This is a genomic window from Streptomyces sp. NPDC053541, from assembly GCF_044544705.1.
In the GTDB taxonomy this organism is placed as follows: Bacteria; Actinomycetota; Actinomycetes; order Streptomycetales; family Streptomycetaceae; genus Streptomyces.
This window is the reverse complement of the sequence record NZ_JBITXM010000005.1, coordinates 407,549-425,138: the sequence shown is the minus strand read 5'-3', so window position 1 is coordinate 425,138 and position 17,590 is coordinate 407,549. Positions and strand designations below refer to the sequence as shown.

The following is a 17,590-nucleotide window of genomic DNA, read 5'->3' as shown; positions in this document are numbered from 1 at the left end:
CTCACACGACGCAGAACTCGTTGCCCTCCGGGTCCCGGAGCAGCACCGCGTAGTGGTCCATGCCCTCCGGCCGGTCGCTCACGCGCACCACGGACGCGCCCAGTGCGGTCAGCCGCGCCACCTCCGCGTCCACCCGCGAGCGCCGGACGGACATCGGCACCGCCCGGCCGCCGCCCACCTTCAGATCGAGATGCAGCCGGTTCTTCACCGTCTTCGGCTCGGGCACCTGCTGGAACCAGACGCGCGGCCCCGCGCCCCGTGGGTCCACGATCGACTCCGGCAGCTCGCCCGCGCCGCCGGCCAGCTCCTCCTCGGGCACGCCCATGGCGCGCCAGTACGCCGTCCAGCTCGCGTGGCCCTCCGGCGGCGGCTCCGGCACGTACCCCAGCGCCGCCGCCCAGAACGGGACCAGCCGCGCGGGGTCCGCGCAGTCCACGGTGAGCTGGAACACCGGCCCGGGGCCTTCGGTCTCGTGTGCGTCCATGCGGAAAGCCTCGCAGACACCACTGACAAGCGACGGGACAGCGCCGCCCGGCTGCGGGACAATCGACCCGCCACCGAAGCTCACAAGGGGGAGACGGCACGATGGCGACCACCACCGGCACCACCACCTCAACCGTTCCCGAAGTCACCGGACTTCCACTGATCGGCTCGCTGCTCGACCTCAAGAACGACTCGCTCGGCACCTTCCTCAAGGCCCGCCGCGACCACGGCGACGTGGTCCGGATCGTCGCCGGACCGCCCGGTCTGCGCGCCACCGTCCACTGCGTCTTCTCCGCCGAGGGCGTCCAGCAGGTGCTGGCCGGCGAGGCCGCCAACTTCCGCAAGGACAACGCCTTCTACCAGGAGATCCGGGAGTCCTTCGGCAACGGCCTGCTCACCAGCCAGGACGCCGACTACCTGCGCCAACGCCGGCTCGTCCAGCCGCTGTTCACCCGCCGCAGCGTCGAGACCTACGCCTCCGCCGTGGCCGACGAGGTCACCCGGCTCACCGACGGCTGGCAGGCCCGCGGCGCCGAGACCGTCGACGTCGTCCACGAGATGACCCGGCTCGCGCTGCGCGCCGTCGCCCGCATCCTGTTCGGCACCGACGTCGACGCGGCCGTCGACATCGTCGAACGCTGTTTCCCGGTGCTCGGCGCCTACGTGTCCCGGCGCGGCTATTCGCCCCGCAAGCCGCCCCGCTCCTGGCCGCTGCCCTCGAACCGGCGGGCCGCCGTCGCCCACGAGGAGCTCTACGCGGTCTGCGACCGGATCATCGCCGAACGGCGCGCGAGCGGCACCGCCGCCCAGGGCCGCGACCTGCTCACCCTGCTCGTCGCCGCCGGCGAGGCGGACGGCAGCGGCTTCGACGCGTCCGAACTGCGCGAACAGGTCCTCGTGTTCCTGCTCGCCGGCCACGAGACCACCGCGACCTCGCTCGGCTTCGCCCTCCACCTGCTGGCCCGCCACCCCGAGCACCAGGCGCGCGCCCACGAGGAGCTCGACCGGGTCCTCGGCGGCCGCACCCCTCAGGCCGCCGACCTCGACGCCCTGCCCTACCTCACCCGGGTCCTCAAGGAGGCCATGCGGCTCTTCCCGGCCGCCCCCGCCATCGGCCGTCGGGCCGTCGCGGCCACCGAGATCGGCGGCCACACCATCCCCGCCGGGGCCGACGTCGTCGTCTCCTCCTGGGTCACCCACCGGCACCCGCGCTACTGGGAGGACCCGGAGCGCTTCGACCCCGACCGCTTCACCCCGGAGGCAGAGGCCGCCCGCCCGCGCTACGCGTACTTCCCCTTCGGCGGCGGGCCGCGCGCCTGCATCGGCCAGCACTTCTCCATGCTGGAGTCGACGATCGCGCTCGCGATGATCCTCCAGGGCTACGAGCTGGAGGCGATCGACACCCACGTGCCGCTCGACTCCGCGATCACCCTCCAGGCCCTCGGCCCGACCCGCTGCCGCCTGAAGCCCCGGAAGTGACGGGCCGCCGGCGTCAGGCCGCGCAGCGGGTGCCGGGGCCCACCGGGGCCAGGTCGACGAGATAGGCCTCGACCTTCCGGTCGACACAGGCGTTCCGGCCGTAGCCGGTGTGCCCGGCACCCTCGAAGGAGAGCAGCATGCCGCCGGGGAACTGCCGGGCCAGGCTCACCGCCTCGCCGTACGGCGTCGCCGGGTCGCCCGCCGTGCCCACGACGAGGACCGGCGGGACGCCCGGGGCGGCCACCCGGTGCGGCCGCCCCGGCCCGGCCGGCCAGTCCTCGCAGACCAGTTCGCCGGTCACGCCGGTGGTGCCGTAGACCCCGGCGGCCCGCTCGGCGGGGTCGAGCGCGTCCCAGTAGGCGCGCTCGTCGCGGGGGTGCGGGACGTCGAGGCAGTTGACCGCGATCAGGGCGGCCTCGGAGTTGTCCTCGGGCACGCCGTCGCCCTCCCCGGCGTCCTCGTCGCCGGAGTCCTCGGAGTCGCCGGAGTCCTCGGAGTCGCCGGTGTCCTCGGTGTGCTCGGTGTCCTGGGCGTCCTCGGGGGTGCCGTCGTCTCCCTCGGGGCCTTCCGTGTCCTCCGTGTCCTCGCCGTCCTCCGTGCCGAGGGCCGCCAGCCTGGTGCCGTCCCCGGCGTCGGCGGCGCGCAGGGCCTCGGACAACTCCTCCCACTGCGCCTCCGGGGTGTACATGGACAGACTGAGCGCGGAGACCACGCCTGCCGCGTCGAGCCCGACCCCGGAGCCGTCGACCGGCAGCGGCTTGCGCTGCGCGCGCTCCAGGAGCCGGTCGATCAGCGCCCGTATCTCCTCGGGCGTCGCCCCCGGGCAGCGCTCGCCGACGGTGTCGGCGCAGCTGCGGGCGTAGTCCGCGACGGCGTCACGGAAGCCCTTGGCCTGGCTCAGCGCGCGCTGCCGCCAGTCCAGCGCCGGATCGACCGCCCCGTCCAGGACCATCGCCCGCACCCGGTGCGGGAACTGCTCGGCGTACGAGGTGCCCAGGCTCGTGCCGTACGACCAGCCGACGTACGTGAGCCTCCGCTCGCCGAGCGCCGCGCGCAGCACGTCCAGGTCGCGCGCCGCGTCGTCCGTGCCGACGTGCCGCAGCAGCGGACCGCTCGCCTCCCGGCAGGCCTCCGCGGTCGCCCGGGCGTCGGCGAGCACGGCGGCCCGTTCCTCGGCGGTACGGGGGTGCAGCGGCGCGCCGGCGGCGGTCGGGGCCGCCGTGTCCGGTGTGTCTGGCATGTCCGGAGTGTCGACCGTGTCCCGGCTCCGGCAGGTCAGCGCGGGCCTGCTCTCGCCGACCCCGCGCGGGTCGAAGGCCACGACGTCGAACCGTTCCCGCACGCCCCGCCCGAGCTCGTCGGCCAGGCCGTCCTTCAGCGCCCGCACCCCGCGCTCGCCGGGGCCGCCCGGGTTGTAGAGGAGGGAGCCGATCAGGCGGTCCGGCGAGGCGGTCGCGGCCTTGGCCACCGGCAGCACGAAGGTCCGGCCGTCGCCGGGGCGCGCGTAGTCCATGGGGACCGTGAGCGCGGCGCACCGGAAGGCGCCGCAGGGCCGCCAGTCGAGCTTCTGCCCGTAGAAGCGGCGCAGTTCGGGCCGGTTCGCGGGGTCGGCGGCGGCCGGCGTGCGCGGCCGGTCGTCCCGCGGTCCGGGCCCCGCCGTACAGGCTGCGAGCGACGTGGCGCCGAGCACGGCGAGGGCGGTGACGAGGGCCGTGCGCGGACGGCGGCGGGCGAGGGCGCGGATCACGAGGAACTCCCTGGGGCTGGTCGGTCCCCCGAAGGATCACGCGCCGATGCTGAGGATTTCCTGAGGCGGGACGGCCGGGTGCCGCGGTGGCCGGGGCCGCCGGGGGCGGGGGAGAGGGGACGCGCCCTCAACCCGGGGGCGTCGGCAGGCGCAGCACGAAGCGGGCGCCGCCGCGGGTGCCGGGCTCCGCCGTGAGGGCGCCCCCGTTCGCGTGCGCCACCCAGGCCGCGATGGACAGGCCGAGACCGGTGGAGCCGGAGCCGGAGCCGGGACGGCTCGAACCGGGACCGGAGCCCGAGCCGCGGCGGAACCGTTCGAACAGGCTCCCCGCGAGCTCCGGCGGCAGCCCCGGGCCGGCGTCCTCGACCGTCAGCGTGCCGTCCCGCGTGACCGTGACCCGCACGTCCGCCGGGACGCCCGGGGCGTGCCCGTGCACGAGGGCGTTGCCGAGGAGGTTGGCCACGGCCCGGCGCACCAGGTCCGGGTCGGCGAGCACGACGGTGTCCTCGGCCTCCACCCGCACCCGGTGGCCCGCCGCGGCCGCCTCCGGGGCCTCCGTGACCTCCTCGGCGACGGCCTCGACGAGCTGGTCGAGCCGCAGCGGCTGGCGCGCCACGGCGGCCGTGCCCGACATGAGCCGGGCCCGGGTCAGCAGCCCGTCGACCAGCCTGCCCATGCCCTCCGCCAGGCGCAGGGTGCGCCGGTGCACGTCCGCGCTGTCGGTCTCGCCGCGCAGCGCCGTCTCGGCGAGCGTCCGCAGCGAGGCGGCCGGGGTGCGCAGGTCGTGCGCGGCGTCCGCGAGGAAGGCCTCCTGCCGGCCCAGGGCCTCCAGGGCCGGGCGGACCGCCCGGCCGGAGAGGAGGTGCCCGACGGCCGCGGACAGCAGCACGAGCAGGGCGCAGCCGCCCGTCACCAGGCGGACGAGGCGCCGGTGGTCCTCCTGCTGCGCGGACGCGTCTGCCGTCGTCACGAGGACCCCCTGCGGCGGGTCGTCGCCGGCGGCCTCCGCCGCGTAGAAGGGCAGCGCGAAGACCCGTACCGGCGTGCCGTCGGCGGCCCGCCGGTCGAAGGCCCGCGGTTCCCCGGCCCGCGCCGCCGCGCGCCCGGCGTCCAGGACCACGGCCCGGCTCACGGACACGCACGGCCTGCCGGGCGCGTGCCGGACGCGCAGCTCGGCCGGGTCGTCCCCGGCCACCAGGAGGACCGTGAGCGGCGGGCAGTCGAGGTCGGCCGTGTCGGCCAGGACGTCGGTGTCCAGGCGTCCGTCCTCGTCGGTCTCCAGCAGCCCGAGCGCCCAGCTGGTGTCCGCGTCCAGGGTGTGGTCGAGCTGCTCCCGCCAGCGCCCGCTGTCGCTGCGCACGGCGAAGACCGCCATCGCGACCAGACCGACGGCGCTGGTCAGCGCGAACAGCACGCTGATCCGCCGGCGCAGCCGCAGCACCCGGGCCGTCGGCGTCGGCGGCGAGGAGCGGCGCGGGAGCCGGGCGGCCCTCACCGCGCGCCGGGCGGGGCGAGCCGGTAGCCGACCCCGCGCACCGTACGGATCAGGGCCGGTTCGCCGAGCTTGCGGCGCAGCTGGGAGACGAGCACCTCCAGGACGTTGGACTGCGGCTCGGCCATCTCGTCCCAGCAGCTCTCGATCAGCTCGCCGCGCGGGACCGCCTGGTCGGCGCGGGCCGCGAGGACCTCCAGGACGGCGAACTCCCGGCCTGTCAGCGTCAGAAGCACCCCGCCCCGGCGCACCTGCCGGCGCGCCGTGTCGATCTCCAGGTCGCCGACCCGGTGCACCGGTGGCCGGACCACCGCGGAGCGGCGGCACAGGCTCCGCACCCGGGCGACGAGCTCGGGCACCGCGAACGGCTTGACGAGGTAGTCGTCGCCGCCGCTCGCGAAGCCCGCGAGCCGGTCGGCCACCGTGTCGCGCGCCGTCAGGAACAGCACCGGCACGGCGAGGCCGTCCCGGCGCAGCCGCTCGACGAGGGTGACGGCGTCCCCCGACGGCAGCATCCGGTCGAGCACCGCGCAGTCGTACGCGGTCACGAACAGCGCCTCGTCGGCCCGCGGCAGATCGTCCGCCTCGTCGACGGCGAACCCGGCGGCCCGCAGGGCGGCGGCCACCCCGAACCGCAGATTCTCGTCGTCCTCGACCAGCAGTACGCGCACCCGCACACCTTAGGCGGTGCCCCGCCACACGCCCCGCCGGTCAGCCCCCGGGGCGGGCCCGCGGGGCGGGCCCGGTCCCGCCCGGGGGGCGCGCGGCTCAGCCGTCGCCGCCGCCGAAGAGTGCCTTCTGGACGTCGTCGGGGCCGTCGTAGCGCTTCGTCCCCGAGGAACGGAGCCGCTCCACGACCCGGTCGTCGGCGCCGTTGCGCTCGGCCAGCGACACCAGGTCGTCGCCCTTCGCCGGGTACTCGGCACCCTTGAGCGCCTTCTGCACGTCGATGGGACTCACGTCTGCCATGACGTCGGCCTCCTCTCGCTTCGGTCCCGTGGCGGATCTCGTGGCGCGTGCCCCGGATCCGCCCGCGGATGCGTCCCGAGCGGAGGTCGGTCAGGCGGTCCGGGTCGCCACCACGACCGTGGCCCAGCGGTCCTCGTCCGTGTGGACCCGGGCCGTCAGGCCGTGCGCGGTGACCGCCGCCACGGCCGCGTCCGTCTGGCGCTCGCTGGTCTCGAACAGCAGGTGGCCGCCCGGGGCCAGCCACCGCCCCGCGCCGGCCGCGACGCGGCGCAGCACGTCGAGGCCGTCCGGGCCGCCGTCGAGCGCGATCAGCGGCTCGTGCTCGCGGGCCTCGGCCGGCAGCAGTGCCACGTCCGCGCTGGGCACGTACGGGACGTTCGCGACCAGGACCTCGATCCGGCCGCGCAGCGCGGTCGGCAGCGGGTCGAAGAGGTCCCCCTCGTACACCCGGCCGCCGCGCGGTTCCACGTTGCGGCGGGCGCAGCGCACCGCCGCGGGATCGATGTCCGCGGCGTGCACCTCGGCGCCCGCGACGGACGCCAGCAGCACGGCGCCCGCCGCGCCGGAGCCGCAGCACAGGTCGACGCAGACGGCGCCGGGCCGGGCCAGCCCCACCGCCAGCTCCATCAGGAACTCGGTGCGCCGGCGCGGGACGAACACCCCGCCGTCGAGCTCGATCCGCAGCCCGGCGAACCCGGCCCAGCCCACCACGTGCTCCAGCGGCAGGCCGCCCGCCCGCCGCTCGACCATGGCGTCCAGCTCGGCCGGACCGGCCGCGGCCGCGCGCAGCAGCTCCGCCTCCTCCTCGGCGAAGACGCAGCCCGCGGCCCGCAGCCGCTCCACCACCCCGAGGTCAGACAAGCTGCGCCTCGATGGCGGCGACGAGTTCCGCGGCCTCCGGCTCGGTGCGCGGCCGGAAGCGGGTGACCGCGCCGTCCCGCCCGATCAGGAACTTCTCGAAGTTCCACTGCACGTCCCCGGCCTCGCCCCCGGCGTCCGCGACCTTGGTCAGCTCGGCGTAGAGCGGGTGCCGCCCGGCCCCGTTGACCTCGGTCTTCGCGAGGAGCGGGAAGCTCACCCCGTACGTCGTCGAGCAGAAGGTCTCGATCTCCTCGGCGCTGCCCGGCTCCTGGCCGGCGAACTGGTTGCAGGGCACGCCGAGCACGGTGAACCCGCGCTCCCCGTACTCCTTCTGGAGCCGCTCCAGGCCCGCGTACTGCGGGGTCAGCCCGCACTTGGAGGCCACGTTGACCACCAGGACGGCCTTGTCGCGGAAGTCCGCGAGCGACAGCGGATCGCCGGACAGGGTGGTCAGGGGGATGTCGTACAGGCTCATGGGAGGCTCCTTGTCACACCGATGGGGTTTGATCTCAGCATGGGAGACGAACCACTGGCAATCGACATCGATTCCGCCCCGGCCGCGCCCCGCCGGATCCGCTGCCGCCTCTGCGGCCGCCCCCTGACCGGCCCGGAGTCCCGCCGCACCGGCCTCGGCCCCGCCTGCGACGCCAAGCTCCACCCGGCGGGCCCGGACATCCGCACCCGCCGCCACGAGGTGGAGCAGGACACCCTGCCCGGCGTCTAGGGACCGACGAGCGGTGGCCCTAGAGCTTCCGGAAGAGACCCTCCTGCACCACCGACACCAGCAGCCGCCCCTCGCGGTCGTAGATCCGGCCGCGGGCCAGGCCCCGGCCGCCGGTGGCGATCGGGGACTCCTGGTCGTAGAGGAACCACTCGTCGGCGCGGAAGGGGCGGTGGAACCACATGGCGTGGTCGAGCGAGGCCATGTCGAAGCCGCGCGGGCCCCACAGCGGTTCAATAGGGATGCGGACCGCGTCCAGGAGCGTCATGTCCGAGGCGTAGGTGAGCGCGCAGGTGTGCACCAGCGGGTCGTCGCCCAGCGGTCCCACCGCCCGCATCCACACCGCGCTGCGCGGGTCCGTGCCGGCGACCTCGTCCTTCGTCCAGCGCAGCCGGTCCACGTAGCGGATGTCGAAGGGCTGACGGCGGGCCATCCGCTCCAGCGCCTCCGGGAGGGCGCCGAGGTGGTCGCGGATCTCGTCCGGGAGCTTCGGCAGGCTCTCCGGGTCGGTGAGGTGCCTCGGCGGGAGCTGGTGCTCGAAGGCGCCCTCCTCCGGGAGGTGGAAGGAGGCCGTCAGATTGAAGATCGTCCGGCCCTCCTGGACCGCCGTGACCCGCCGGGTGGTGAAGGACCGCCCGTCGCGGACCCGCTCCACCTGGTAGACGATCGGCACGCCGGGGCGGCCCGGCCGCAGGAAGTAGGCGTGCAGCGAGTGCACCGGGCGCTCGTCGTCCACCGTGCGGCCGGCCGCCACCAGGGCCTGGCCGGCGACCTGCCCGCCGAAGACCCGCTGGAGCGACTCCTGCGGGCTGCGGCCGCGGAAGATGTTCACCTCGATCCGCTCCAGGTCGAGCAGGTCCACGAGCCTCTCGGCGGGGTTGGTCACCGTCGTCCTCCTCCAGGGATCTCTACAGCTGTCCGACCGACGTCACGCGGACCACGGCCCGGCCCTCCTCGTCCGAGGCCGCCAGGTCCACCTCCGCGCTGATGCCCCAGTCATGGTCGCCGTTCGGGTCCGCGAAGGTCTGCCGGACGCGCCAGACGCCGTGCGCCGGGTCCTCCTCGATGGACAGCAGCTTGGGGCCGCGCGCGTCCGGGCCGGTGCCCAGGTCGTCGTACTCGTCCCAGTAGCCGTCCATCGCCTCGCCCCAGGCGTCCGCGTCCCAGCCGGACTCCGCGTCCAGCTCGCCCAGCTGGTCCACGTCGTCCAGCGCCGCCAGCTCCACCCGGCGGAACATCGCGTTGCGCACGAGCACCCGGAAGGCACGCGCGTTCGCGGTGACCGGCTTGACCTGGTCGGCCTTCTCCTGCGCCTCCTCCGCGGACTCCAGCTCCGGATTGGCCAGTTGCTCCCACTCGTCGAGCAGCGAGGAGTCCACCTGGCGCACCATCTCGCCCAGCCAGGCGATCAGGTCCTCCAGGTCCTCCGTCTTCAGGTCGTCCGGGATCGTGTGGTCGAGCGCCTTGTACGCGCTCGCGAGGTAGCGCAGCACGATGCCCTCGGTGCGCGCCAGCTCGTAGAAGGAGGTGAACTCCGTGAAGGACAGCGCCCGTTCGTACATGTCACGGATGACCGACTTCGGCGACACCGGGTGGTCGCCGACCCACGGGTGCGACTTGCGGTAGACGTTGTACGCGTGCCACAGCAGCTCTTCGAGCGGCTTCGGGTACGTGACCTCCTGGAGCCGCTCCATGCGCTCCTCGTACTCGACGCCGTCGGCCTTCATCGCGCCGACCGCCTCGCCGCGCGCCTTGTTCTGCTGGGCGTGCAGGATCTGCCGCGGATCGTCGAGGGTGGACTCGACCACCGACACCATGTCCAGGGCGTACGAGGGGGATTCGGGGTCGAGCAGGTCGAAGGCGGCGAGCGCGAAGGTCGACAGCGGCTGGTTGAGCGCGAAGTCCTGCTGGAGGTCGACGGTCAGCCGGATGGTGCGCCCCTCGGCGTCCGGGGTGTCCAGCTGCTCCACCACCCCGCCGTCGAGCAGCGAGCGGTAGATGGCGATGGCCCGGCGGATGTGCTTCAGCTGGTTCCTGCGCGGCTCGTGGTTGTCCTCCAGGAGCTTGCGCATGGCCTCGAAGGCATTGCCCGGGCGGGCGATCACCGAGAGCAGCATGGTGTGGGTGACCCGGAAGCGGGAGGTCAGCGGCTCGGGCTCGGAGGCGATCAGCTTCTCGAAGGTGTTCTCGGTCCAGCCGACGAAGCCCTCCGGGGCCTTCTTGCGGACCACCTTGCGGCGCTTCTTCGGGTCGTCGCCGGCCTTCGCCAGCGCCTTCTCGTTCTCGATGACGTGCTCGGGCGCCTGCGCCACCACGAAACCGGCCGTGTCGAAGCCGGCCCGGCCGGCCCGGCCCGCGATCTGGTGGAACTCCCGGGCCCGCAGGGTGCGCACCCGGTTGCCGTCGTACTTCGTCAGCGCGGTGAACAGCACCGTGCGGATCGGTACGTTGACGCCGACGCCCAGGGTGTCCGTGCCGCAGATGACCTTCAGCAGGCCCGCCTGCGCCAGCTTCTCCACCAGTCGCCGGTACTTCGGCAGCATGCCGGCGTGGTGCACGCCGATGCCGTGCCGGACGTAACGGGACAGGTTCTTGCCGAACTTGGTGGTGAAGCGGAAGTTGCCGATCATCTCGGCGATGGCGTCCTTCTCCTCGCGCGAGCACATGTTGATGCTCATCAGCGACTGGGCGCGCTCCACCGCCTGCGCCTGTGTGAAGTGGACGATGTAGACCGGCGCCTGCTTGGTCTGCAGCAGCTCGGTGAGGGTGTCGGTGATGGGCGTGAGCCGGTACTCGTACGAGAGCGGCACCGGCCGGGTCGCCGAGCGCACCACCGAGGTGGGCCGGCCGGTGCGCCGGGTCAGGTCCTTCTCGAACATCGACACGTCGCCGAGGGTCGCCGACATGAGGACGAACTGGGCCTGCGGGAGTTCCAGGAGCGGGATCTGCCAGGCCCAGCCGCGGTCCGGCTCCGCGTAGAAGTGGAACTCGTCCATGACGACCTGGCCGATGTCGGCGTCCTTGCCGTCGCGCAGCGCGATGGAGGCGAGGACCTCGGCGGTGCAGCAGATCACCGGCGCGTCCGCGTTCACGGACGCGTCGCCGGTGAGCATGCCGACGTTCTCGGTGCCGAAGATCTTGCACAGCTCGAAGAACTTCTCCGACACCAGCGCCTTGATCGGCGCCGTGTAGAAGGTGACCTGGTCATTGGCCAGGGCCGTGAAGTGCGCACCCGCCGCCACCAGCGACTTCCCGGAGCCGGTGGGGGTGGAGAGGATCACGTTGGCCCCGGAGACCACCTCGATCAGCGCCTCCTCCTGGGCCGGGTAGAGCGTGATGCCCCGGCCCTCCGCCCATGAGGAGAAGGCCTCGAAGAGGGCGTCGGGGTCGGCGGTCGGCGGCAGCTGATCGATAAGGGTCACGACCCCATCTTGCCTGGATTCCGCCCGGATGAGGGAACCGGCCACCGGAACGAAGATCACGGACGATAGGCTGACCCGTCGGCCGGGCGTGCGGCCGACGGCCGACCGGGCGTCAACTGGGCGTCCGGGCGCGGGGAGACCGCCGGACGGCGGCGGGCGACGGCGAGGAACGGGGCGGGAAGAATCATGATGGGACCGGCGCACTCGCTGTCCGGAGCGGCGGCCTGGCTCGGCGTGGGAGCGGCGGCGGCCGCCTTCGACCACCCGATGCCGTGGCCGGTTCTCGTCGTCGGCGCGCTCATCTGCGCGGGCGCCGCCCTCGCCCCCGACCTCGACCACAAGTCGGCCACCATCTCGCGCGCCTTCGGCCCGGTCTCCCGCGGCCTGTGCGAGATCGTCGACAAGCTCTCGTACGCCGTCTACAAGGCGACCCGCACCGCCCAGGACCCGCGCCGCTCCGGCGGCCACCGCACGCTCACCCACACCTGGGTGTGGGCGGTGCTGATCGGCGGCGGCTGCTCGGTCGCGGCGGTCACCGGCGGCCGCTGGGCGGTCCTGGCGATCCTCTTCGTGCACCTGGTCCTGGCGGTCGAGGGCCTGCTGTGGCGGGCCGCGCGGATGTCCAGCGACGTCCTGGTGTGGCTGCTCGGCGCGACCAGCGCGTGGATCCTCGCCGGGGTCCTGGACCAGCCCGGCAACGGCGCCGACTGGCTCTTCACCCAGCCGGGCCAGGAGTACCTCTGGCTCGGCCTGCCGATCGTCCTCGGCGCCCTGGTCCACGACATCGGCGACGCCCTGACCGTCTCCGGCTGCCCGATCCTGTGGCCCATCCCGGTCGGCCGCAAGCGCTGGTACCCGGTCGGCCCGCCGAAGGGCATGCGCTTCCGGGCCGGCAGCTGGGTCGAGCTGAAGGTCCTCATGCCGGCCTTCATGCTGCTCGGCGGCGTCGGCGGAGCCTCGGCGCTCGGCTTCTTCTAGGAGTCGTACGACCCAGGAGCCGTACGTCTCAGGGGCCGCACCGGACGAACCGGTGCGGCCCCTTCGCGCTGTCCGGGCGGCGTACGGGGCGGGGGCGGGGCTCAGCTCGTGGGGGCCGTGGCCGCGAGGGCCCGGGGCAGCTCGGCGCAGGTGGCCCGCAGTCGGCGGGCGAGGGCGGCCGGGGCGTGGCCGGACGGCTCGGCGACCCAGGCGTCGAGGGCCTGCCGGAAGACCGCGACGAGCACGTCCAGCGCCAGCCGGGCGTGCAGCGTGCCGGCCTCGCCGGGCGGGGGGAAGCGCCGGGCGGTCACGGCGAGCGCGGACCGGGTGGTGCGGTCGCAGAAGGCGAGGCCGTGCGCGTCCATCGACGGGGTGCGCGCGGCGAGCCGCCGGCTCGCCACCACCCGCTCCGCCCAGCCCTCGGCCGGCATCCGGCCGATCGCCGCCACGAGTGCGTCCTCGTACACCGCGAGCAGGCGCCGGCCGTCGGGCGCGACCTCCTCCAGGACGTCGAGGAAGGCCGCCCAGAGGTCCTGGGTGGGCGCCATCGCGACGTCCTCCTTGCTGGCGAAGTAGCGGAAGAAGGTCCGCTTGGAGACCTCGACCGCCTCGCAGAGCTCGTCCAGCGTCACGGCGTCGAACCCGCGCTCGCCGAAGAGCCGCAGGGCGGTGTCGGTCAGGGACTGCCGGGTGCGCAGCTTCTTGCGCTCCCGCAGCGGCAGGGCGGCGGAGGTCTCGGGGCTCACCCGGTCACTGTAGCCACCGCCGATCCCGGGCAGCGAAAGCCACCTGTAGGCTTCTGCCACTCAGTGGCAGAATCTTGGAGGTCCTTCTGATGCGCGCCCTGCTCGTCGACCGCGACGCCCCCGCCGGACTGCGGCTCGGCACCGCCCCCGACCCCGAACCCGGGCCCCACCAGGCCCTCGTCCGGGTGACCGCGACCTCGCTCAACCCCGGCGAGATCACCTTCGGCCTGGCGGCCGCCCCACAGGGCGCGGTGCTCGGCTGGGACGCCGCCGGAATCGTCGAGCGCGCCGCGGCGGACGGCTCCGGACCGGCGGCCGGCACCCCGGTCGTGACCCTGATGCCGGACGGGGCCTGGGCCGAGCTCCGCGCCGTCGACACCGACCTCGTCGGCCCCGCGCCCACCGGCGCCGACCCGGCCGCCCTCGCCACCGTGCCCGTCGCCGGCGCGAGCGCGCTGCGCGCCCTGCACCGGCTCGGCCCGCTGCTCGGCCGGGCCGTGCTGATCACCGGCGCGACCGGGGGAGTCGGGCGCTACGCCGTCCAGCTCGCCCGCGCGGCCGGCGCCCACGTCGTGGCCACCACCGGGGACCCCGCGGCCAACGGCCCGCTGCTGCGCGGCCTCGGCGCCCACGAGGTGGTCCGGCGCCCCGCCGACACGGCCGGACCGGTGGACGGCGTGATCGACCTCCTCGGCGGCCCGCACCTGGTCGAGGGCTGGGAAAGGCTCGCCGAGAGCGGCACCCTGGTGGCCGTCGGGCACTCCGACGGCCGGGGCGAGGACTTCCCGTACGGCGCGCTGTTCGGCCACGAGGGACGCCACGACCGCTCCCTGGCCACCTTCTTCCTGCTCTCCTGCACCGGCCTCGCCCGCGACCTCGGCTGGCTCGCCGGACGCGTCGCCGCCGGAGACCTCGACCCGGGCGTCACCTGGCGCGGCGACTGGAGCCGGGCCGCCGAGGCGGTCGACGCCCTCCGCTCGGGCCGCCTCCACGGCAAGGCGGTCCTGACCCTCTCCTGAAAGCCCGCCGGGCTAGCCGTGCCAGGACCGCCACAGCGCCGCGTACGCGCCGTCCGCCGCCACCAGGTCCGCGTGGCTGCCCAGCTCGCTGATCCGGCCGTCCTCGACGACCGCGATCAGGTCGGCGTCGTGCGCGGTGTGCAGCCGGTGGGCGATCGCCACGACCGTGCGGCCGGCCAGGACCCGGGCGAGCGAGCGTTCCAGGTGGCGGGCCGCGCGCGGGTCCAGGAGCGACGTCGCCTCGTCCAGGACCAGGGTGTGAGGGTCGGCGAGGACGAGCCGGGCCAGCGCCACCTGCTGGGCCTGGGCCGGGGTCAGCGTCCGGCCGCCCGAGCCGACCTCGGCGTCCAGGCCCCCGTCGAGCCCCCGCGCCCACTCCTCGGCGTCGACCGCCGCGAGCGCCGCCCACAGCTCGGCGTCCCCGGCGTCCGCCCGGGCCAGCCGCAGGTTGTCCCGGAGCGAGCCCACGAAGACGTGGTGCTCCTGGTTCACCAGGGCCACGTGCTCCCGGACCCGCTCGGCCGGCATCCGGGCCAGCTCCGCGGCGCCGAGCGTGACCGTGCCCGCGCGCGGCGCGTACACGCCCGCGAGCAGCCGGCCCAGCGTCGACTTCCCGGCGCCGGACGGGCCCACCAGGGCCAGCCGGGTGCCCGGGGCGACGTCCAGCGACACCCGGTGCAGCACGTCCACGCCCTCCCGGTAGCCGAAGCGCACCTCGTCCGCCCGCACCGCGCGCCCCTCCGGCCGCACCGCCTCCTCGCCCGCCGCGGGCTCGATCTCCCGCACGCCGACCAGCCGGGCCAGCGACACCTGGGCCACCTGGAGCTCGTCGTACCACCGCAGCACGATCCCGATCGGGTCGACCAGCATCTGCGCGAGCAGCGCGCCCGTGGTCAGCCGTCCCACGTCCAGCAGGCCCTGGAAGACCAGGAAGCCGCCGATCACCAGGACGCCGGTGAGCACCACGGTGTGGGTGAGGGTGACGACCGGGAACAGCACCGTGCGCAGATACAGCGTGTACCGCTCCCACCGGGTCCACTCCTCGACCCGGCGGTCCGACAGCGCGACCCGCCGCCGCCCGAGCCGGTGCGCCTCGACCGTACGGCCCGCGTCCACCGTCTCCGCGAGGGCGGCGGCCACCGCCGCGTACCCGGCGGCCTCCGAGCGGTACGCCGACGGCGCGCGCCGGAAGTACCAGCGGCAGCCGGCGAACAGCAGCGGCGCGGCCAGCAGCAGCGCGAGCGCGAGCGGCGGCGCCGTGACCGCGATGCCCGCCACCAGCAGCCCCGCCCACACCACGCCGATGACGAGCTGCGGCACCGCCTCCCGCATCGCGTTGGCCAGCCGGTCCACGTCGGCGGTGATCCGGGACAGCAGGTCGCCCGTGCCCGCGCGTTCGAGCACGCCCGGCGGCAGCGCCACCGCCCGCACCAGGAAGTCCTCGCGCAGGTCCGCCAGCATCTCCTCGCCGAGCATCGCGCCGCGCAGCCGCACCAGGCGCACGAACAGCGTCTGGACCAGCAGCGCCCCCGCGAACAGCACGGCCGTGCGCTCCAGACGCGGCTCCCGGGAGCCGGCGGTGAGCGCGTCCACGACCGAGCCGAGCAGATACGGCCCCGCCATCGACGCGGTCACGGCGATCGCGTTGACCGCGATCAGCACCGCGAACGCCCGCCGGTGCCGGCGCAGCAGCGCCCGTACGTAGCCGCGGACGGTGGCCCCGCCGGCGACCGGCAGGGTGGTGGCCGAGCGGGGTGCCGCCGGGTCGTACGCGGGCGGTTCGACGCGGATCACGCGCCTTCTCCCTTCCGTTCGCCGAGCGGGACCAGGGCGTCGTCGAGCCCGGCCCCCGGGTCCGTCTCACGCGTCACCACCGCCCGGTAGCGGGGCTCGGCGGCGAGCAGTTCGCGATGGGTGCCGACCGCGACGGACCTGCCCCCGTCGACCAGGACCACCCGGTCGGCGAGGTCGAGCAGCAGCGGCGAGGAGGCCAGGACCACGGTGGTCCGCCCGGACCGCAGCCGTTTGACGCCCGCCGCCACCCGCGCCTCGGTGTGGGCGTCCACCGCCGAGGTCGGCTCGTCCAGGACCAGCACCTGTGGGTCCGTCACCAGCGAACGGGCCAGCGCGAGCCGCTGGCGCTGGCCGCCGGACAGCGACCGGCCGCGCTCGGTGATCCGGGTCCGCATCGGGTCGCCGCCGGTGTCCACCGAGGCCTGCGCGAGCGCGTCCAGCACGTCCCCGCAACGGGCCGCGTCCAGCGCCTCGGCCGCCGGCACCTGGCCCGAGGCCGGCACGTCGAGCAGCTCCGCCAGGGTGCCCGAGAGCAGCACCGGCTCCTTGTCCTGCACCAGCACCGCGGTCCGCGCCACGTCCAGCGGCAGCGCGTCGAGCGCCACCCCGCCGAGCAGCACCGAGGCGTGCTCCCCGTCCGGCTCCGCCGGATGCCCGCCGAGCCGGTCCGCCAGCCGGCCGGCCGCGTCCGGATCGCCGCAGACCACCGCCGTGAACGCGCCCGCCGGCGCCCGCACCCCGGTCACCGGGTCGTACAGCTCCCCGCCCGGCACGATGGCCTCCGTCCCGGCCCGCACGGTGGCGGTGCGGGAGAGGGCGAGCACCCGCGCGGCCCGCCGCGCCGAGGGGCGCGAGAAGGAGTACGCCATGGCGATCTCCTCGAAGGTGCGCAGCGGATGATGGGTGAGGGCCACCGCGCCGTACACCGTGACCAGCGCGCCCACCGAGATCCGTCCGTCCAGCGCGAGCCGCGCGCCGTACACCACGACCCCGAGCAGCAGCAGGCCCGGCAGCAGCACCTGGAGCGCCGCGATCAGCGCCCACATCCGGGCGCTGCGCACGGCGGCCCCGCGCACCTCCTGGGAGGCGGCCCGGTAGCGGCCGAGGAACAGCTCCTCGCCGCCGATGCCGCGCAGCACCCGGAGCCCGGCCACGGTGTCGGAGGCGAGCTCGGTGGCCCGCCCGGCCTTCTCGCGCTGCTCGTCGGCCCGCCGGGTGGCCCGGGGCAGCAGTGGCAGCGCGGCGAGCGCGAGCACCGGCACGGCGACGGCGACCAGCGGGCCCAGCTCCGGCTCGTACAGGACGAGTCCGACGCAGACCGCGACCAGCGCGACGGCGGCGGACGCGAACCGCGAGACGGCCTCGACGAACCAGCCGATCTTCTCCACGTCGGCCGTGGACACGGCCACCACCTCGCCGGCCGCGACCCGGCGGGTCAGCACCGCGCCGAGCTCGGCGGTCTTGCGGGCGAGCAGCTGCTGGACCCGGGCGGCGGCGGTGATCCAGTTGGTCACGGCCACCCGGTGGGTCATGGTGTCGCCGACCGCGATGGCCAGGCCGCAGCCGGCCAGCAGGCCGATCCCGAGCGCGAACCGGCCGCCGTCCCGGTCCACCACCGCCTGCACGGCCAGGCCCACGCCGAGCGGCAGCCCGGCGATGCCGAGCTGCATCAACAGCCCCCAGAACAGGCAGGCGAGCTGTCCGCCCAGCTGTCCGCGGCCGAGCCACAGGAGGAAGCGGAAGCCCGAGCGGACGTCCGGCACCCCCGGGTCGGCATACGGCAGGTCCTGGATCTTCATGGCGCCCCACGGGAGTCGACCGCAGGCGCGGTCATCGGCTCGGTCACGGACGGGGCACGCCCGTCCCCGCCAGGCTTGCG

At 75.1% G+C, this 17,590-nt stretch carries 16 protein-coding genes; 4 read left to right on the top strand and 12 right to left on the bottom strand.

All coding sequences use genetic code 11. The annotated features are described in order from the left end of the window. Position 1: 1 nt before the first annotated feature. Positions 2-484: a VOC family protein gene (locus tag ACIGW2_RS15630; RefSeq protein WP_391656324.1), complete on the bottom strand. Its 483-nt coding sequence runs from the start codon at positions 482-484 to the stop codon at positions 2-4. 101 nt (positions 485-585) lie between these two features. Between ACIGW2_RS15630 and ACIGW2_RS15625 the strand changes: the two genes are divergently transcribed. Then, complete coding sequence (locus ACIGW2_RS15625) at positions 586-1,962, top strand: cytochrome P450 (RefSeq protein ID WP_399843983.1); 1,377 nt, start codon at positions 586-588, stop codon at positions 1,960-1,962. Positions 1,963-1,975: 13 nt separating this feature from the next. Here the strand turns inward: ACIGW2_RS15625 and ACIGW2_RS15620 are convergent, their stop codons facing one another. The 6 genes from ACIGW2_RS15620 to ACIGW2_RS15595 all read right to left on the bottom strand — a co-directional run bounded on the left by ACIGW2_RS15620 (position 1,976) and on the right by ACIGW2_RS15595 (position 7,506). Next, positions 1,976-3,709 carry an alpha/beta fold hydrolase gene (locus tag ACIGW2_RS15620; protein ID WP_399843981.1) on the bottom strand — a complete coding sequence of 578 codons (1,734 nt, stop codon included), beginning with the start codon at positions 3,707-3,709 and terminating at the stop codon, positions 1,976-1,978. 127 nt (positions 3,710-3,836) lie between these two features. Further along, on the bottom strand, positions 3,837-5,204 hold the full coding sequence (locus ACIGW2_RS15615) for a sensor histidine kinase (protein ID WP_399843980.1): 1,368 nt from the start codon (positions 5,202-5,204) through the stop codon (positions 3,837-3,839). After that, on the bottom strand, positions 5,201-5,872 hold the full coding sequence (locus ACIGW2_RS15610) for a winged helix-turn-helix domain-containing protein (RefSeq protein WP_391656320.1): 672 nt from the start codon (positions 5,870-5,872) through the stop codon (positions 5,201-5,203). Before ACIGW2_RS15610 ends, ACIGW2_RS15615 begins: the two co-directional genes overlap by 4 nt. Before the next feature lie 97 nt (positions 5,873-5,969). After that, the gene (locus tag ACIGW2_RS15605) at positions 5,970-6,170 is read right to left on the bottom strand and encodes a DUF2795 domain-containing protein (RefSeq protein ID WP_361587873.1); all 201 of its coding nucleotides are present in this window, start codon (positions 6,168-6,170) and stop codon (positions 5,970-5,972) included. A gap of 90 nt (positions 6,171-6,260) precedes the next feature. Continuing rightward, on the bottom strand, positions 6,261-7,031 hold the full coding sequence (locus tag ACIGW2_RS15600) for a putative protein N(5)-glutamine methyltransferase (RefSeq protein ID WP_399843977.1): 771 nt from the start codon (positions 7,029-7,031) through the stop codon (positions 6,261-6,263). Continuing rightward, entirely contained in the window at positions 7,024-7,506 is a 483-nt protein-coding gene (locus ACIGW2_RS15595; RefSeq protein WP_361587869.1) for a glutathione peroxidase, read from the bottom strand. Before ACIGW2_RS15595 ends, ACIGW2_RS15600 begins: the two co-directional genes overlap by 8 nt. 39 nt (positions 7,507-7,545) lie before the next feature. Here ACIGW2_RS15595 and ACIGW2_RS15590 point away from each other — a divergent pair, with 39 nt between their 5' ends. After that, positions 7,546-7,755, top strand: coding sequence for a DUF6011 domain-containing protein (locus ACIGW2_RS15590; protein ID WP_391656316.1), 210 nt, complete (start codon positions 7,546-7,548; stop codon positions 7,753-7,755). Between the two features lie 19 nt (positions 7,756-7,774). Here ACIGW2_RS15590 and ACIGW2_RS15585 read toward each other — a convergent pair whose 3' ends face one another. Further along, positions 7,775-8,638, bottom strand: coding sequence for an acyl-CoA thioesterase II (locus ACIGW2_RS15585; RefSeq protein WP_361588336.1), 864 nt, complete (start codon positions 8,636-8,638; stop codon positions 7,775-7,777). 22 nt (positions 8,639-8,660) lie between these two features. Beyond that, positions 8,661-11,234 (bottom strand): DUF3516 domain-containing protein, encoded by a 2,574-nt coding sequence (locus ACIGW2_RS15580; protein WP_356067867.1) that lies wholly within the window; start codon positions 11,232-11,234, stop codon positions 8,661-8,663. Positions 11,235-11,360: 126 nt separating this feature from the next. On the opposite strand from ACIGW2_RS15580, the gene ACIGW2_RS15575 reads away from it, so the two are divergent. Beyond that, the gene (locus ACIGW2_RS15575) at positions 11,361-12,152 is read left to right on the top strand and encodes a metal-dependent hydrolase (protein WP_361588338.1); all 792 of its coding nucleotides are present in this window, start codon (positions 11,361-11,363) and stop codon (positions 12,150-12,152) included. Positions 12,153-12,253: 101 nt separating this feature from the next. Here ACIGW2_RS15575 and ACIGW2_RS15570 read toward each other — a convergent pair whose 3' ends face one another. Continuing rightward, the gene (locus ACIGW2_RS15570; RefSeq protein WP_391656314.1) at positions 12,254-12,898 is read right to left on the bottom strand and encodes a TetR family transcriptional regulator; all 645 of its coding nucleotides are present in this window, start codon (positions 12,896-12,898) and stop codon (positions 12,254-12,256) included. An 89-nt stretch (positions 12,899-12,987) separates the two neighbouring features. Here ACIGW2_RS15570 and ACIGW2_RS15565 point away from each other — a divergent pair, with 89 nt between their 5' ends. Continuing rightward, positions 12,988-13,917 carry a zinc-binding dehydrogenase gene (locus ACIGW2_RS15565; RefSeq protein WP_399843972.1) on the top strand — a complete coding sequence of 310 codons (930 nt, stop codon included), beginning with the start codon at positions 12,988-12,990 and terminating at the stop codon, positions 13,915-13,917. Between the two features lie 12 nt (positions 13,918-13,929). Here the strand turns inward: ACIGW2_RS15565 and ACIGW2_RS15560 are convergent, their stop codons facing one another. Further along, positions 13,930-15,711, bottom strand: a complete 1,782-nt coding sequence (locus ACIGW2_RS15560) for an ABC transporter ATP-binding protein (protein WP_399843970.1) — start codon at positions 15,709-15,711, stop codon at positions 13,930-13,932. Next, entirely contained in the window at positions 15,708-17,510 is a 1,803-nt protein-coding gene (locus ACIGW2_RS15555) for an ABC transporter transmembrane domain-containing protein (RefSeq protein WP_399843969.1), read from the bottom strand. The genes ACIGW2_RS15560 and ACIGW2_RS15555 overlap by 4 nt, the downstream gene beginning before the upstream one ends. Positions 17,511-17,590 lie beyond the last annotated feature (80 nt).

What these genes read in the sequence shown, in the direction of transcription:
- ACIGW2_RS15605 (WP_361587873.1), bottom strand. Translation starts at nt 6,170, where the DNA reads ATGGCAGACGTGAGTCCCATCGACGTGCAGAAGGCGCTCAAGGGTGCC.
- ACIGW2_RS15595 (WP_361587869.1), bottom strand. Translation starts at nt 7,506, where the DNA reads ATGAGCCTGTACGACATCCCCCTGACCACCCTGTCCGGCGATCCGCTG.
- ACIGW2_RS15590 (WP_391656316.1), top strand. Translation starts at nt 7,546, where the DNA reads ATGGGAGACGAACCACTGGCAATCGACATCGATTCCGCCCCGGCCGCG.
- ACIGW2_RS15625 (WP_399843983.1), top strand. Translation starts at nt 586, where the DNA reads ATGGCGACCACCACCGGCACCACCACCTCAACCGTTCCCGAAGTCACC.
- ACIGW2_RS15555 (WP_399843969.1), bottom strand. Translation starts at nt 17,510, where the DNA reads ATGAAGATCCAGGACCTGCCGTATGCCGACCCGGGGGTGCCGGACGTC.
- ACIGW2_RS15565 (WP_399843972.1), top strand. Translation starts at nt 12,988, where the DNA reads ATGCGCGCCCTGCTCGTCGACCGCGACGCCCCCGCCGGACTGCGGCTC.
- ACIGW2_RS15630 (WP_391656324.1), bottom strand. Translation starts at nt 484, where the DNA reads ATGGACGCACACGAGACCGAAGGCCCCGGGCCGGTGTTCCAGCTCACC.
- ACIGW2_RS15575 (WP_361588338.1), top strand. Translation starts at nt 11,361, where the DNA reads ATGATGGGACCGGCGCACTCGCTGTCCGGAGCGGCGGCCTGGCTCGGC.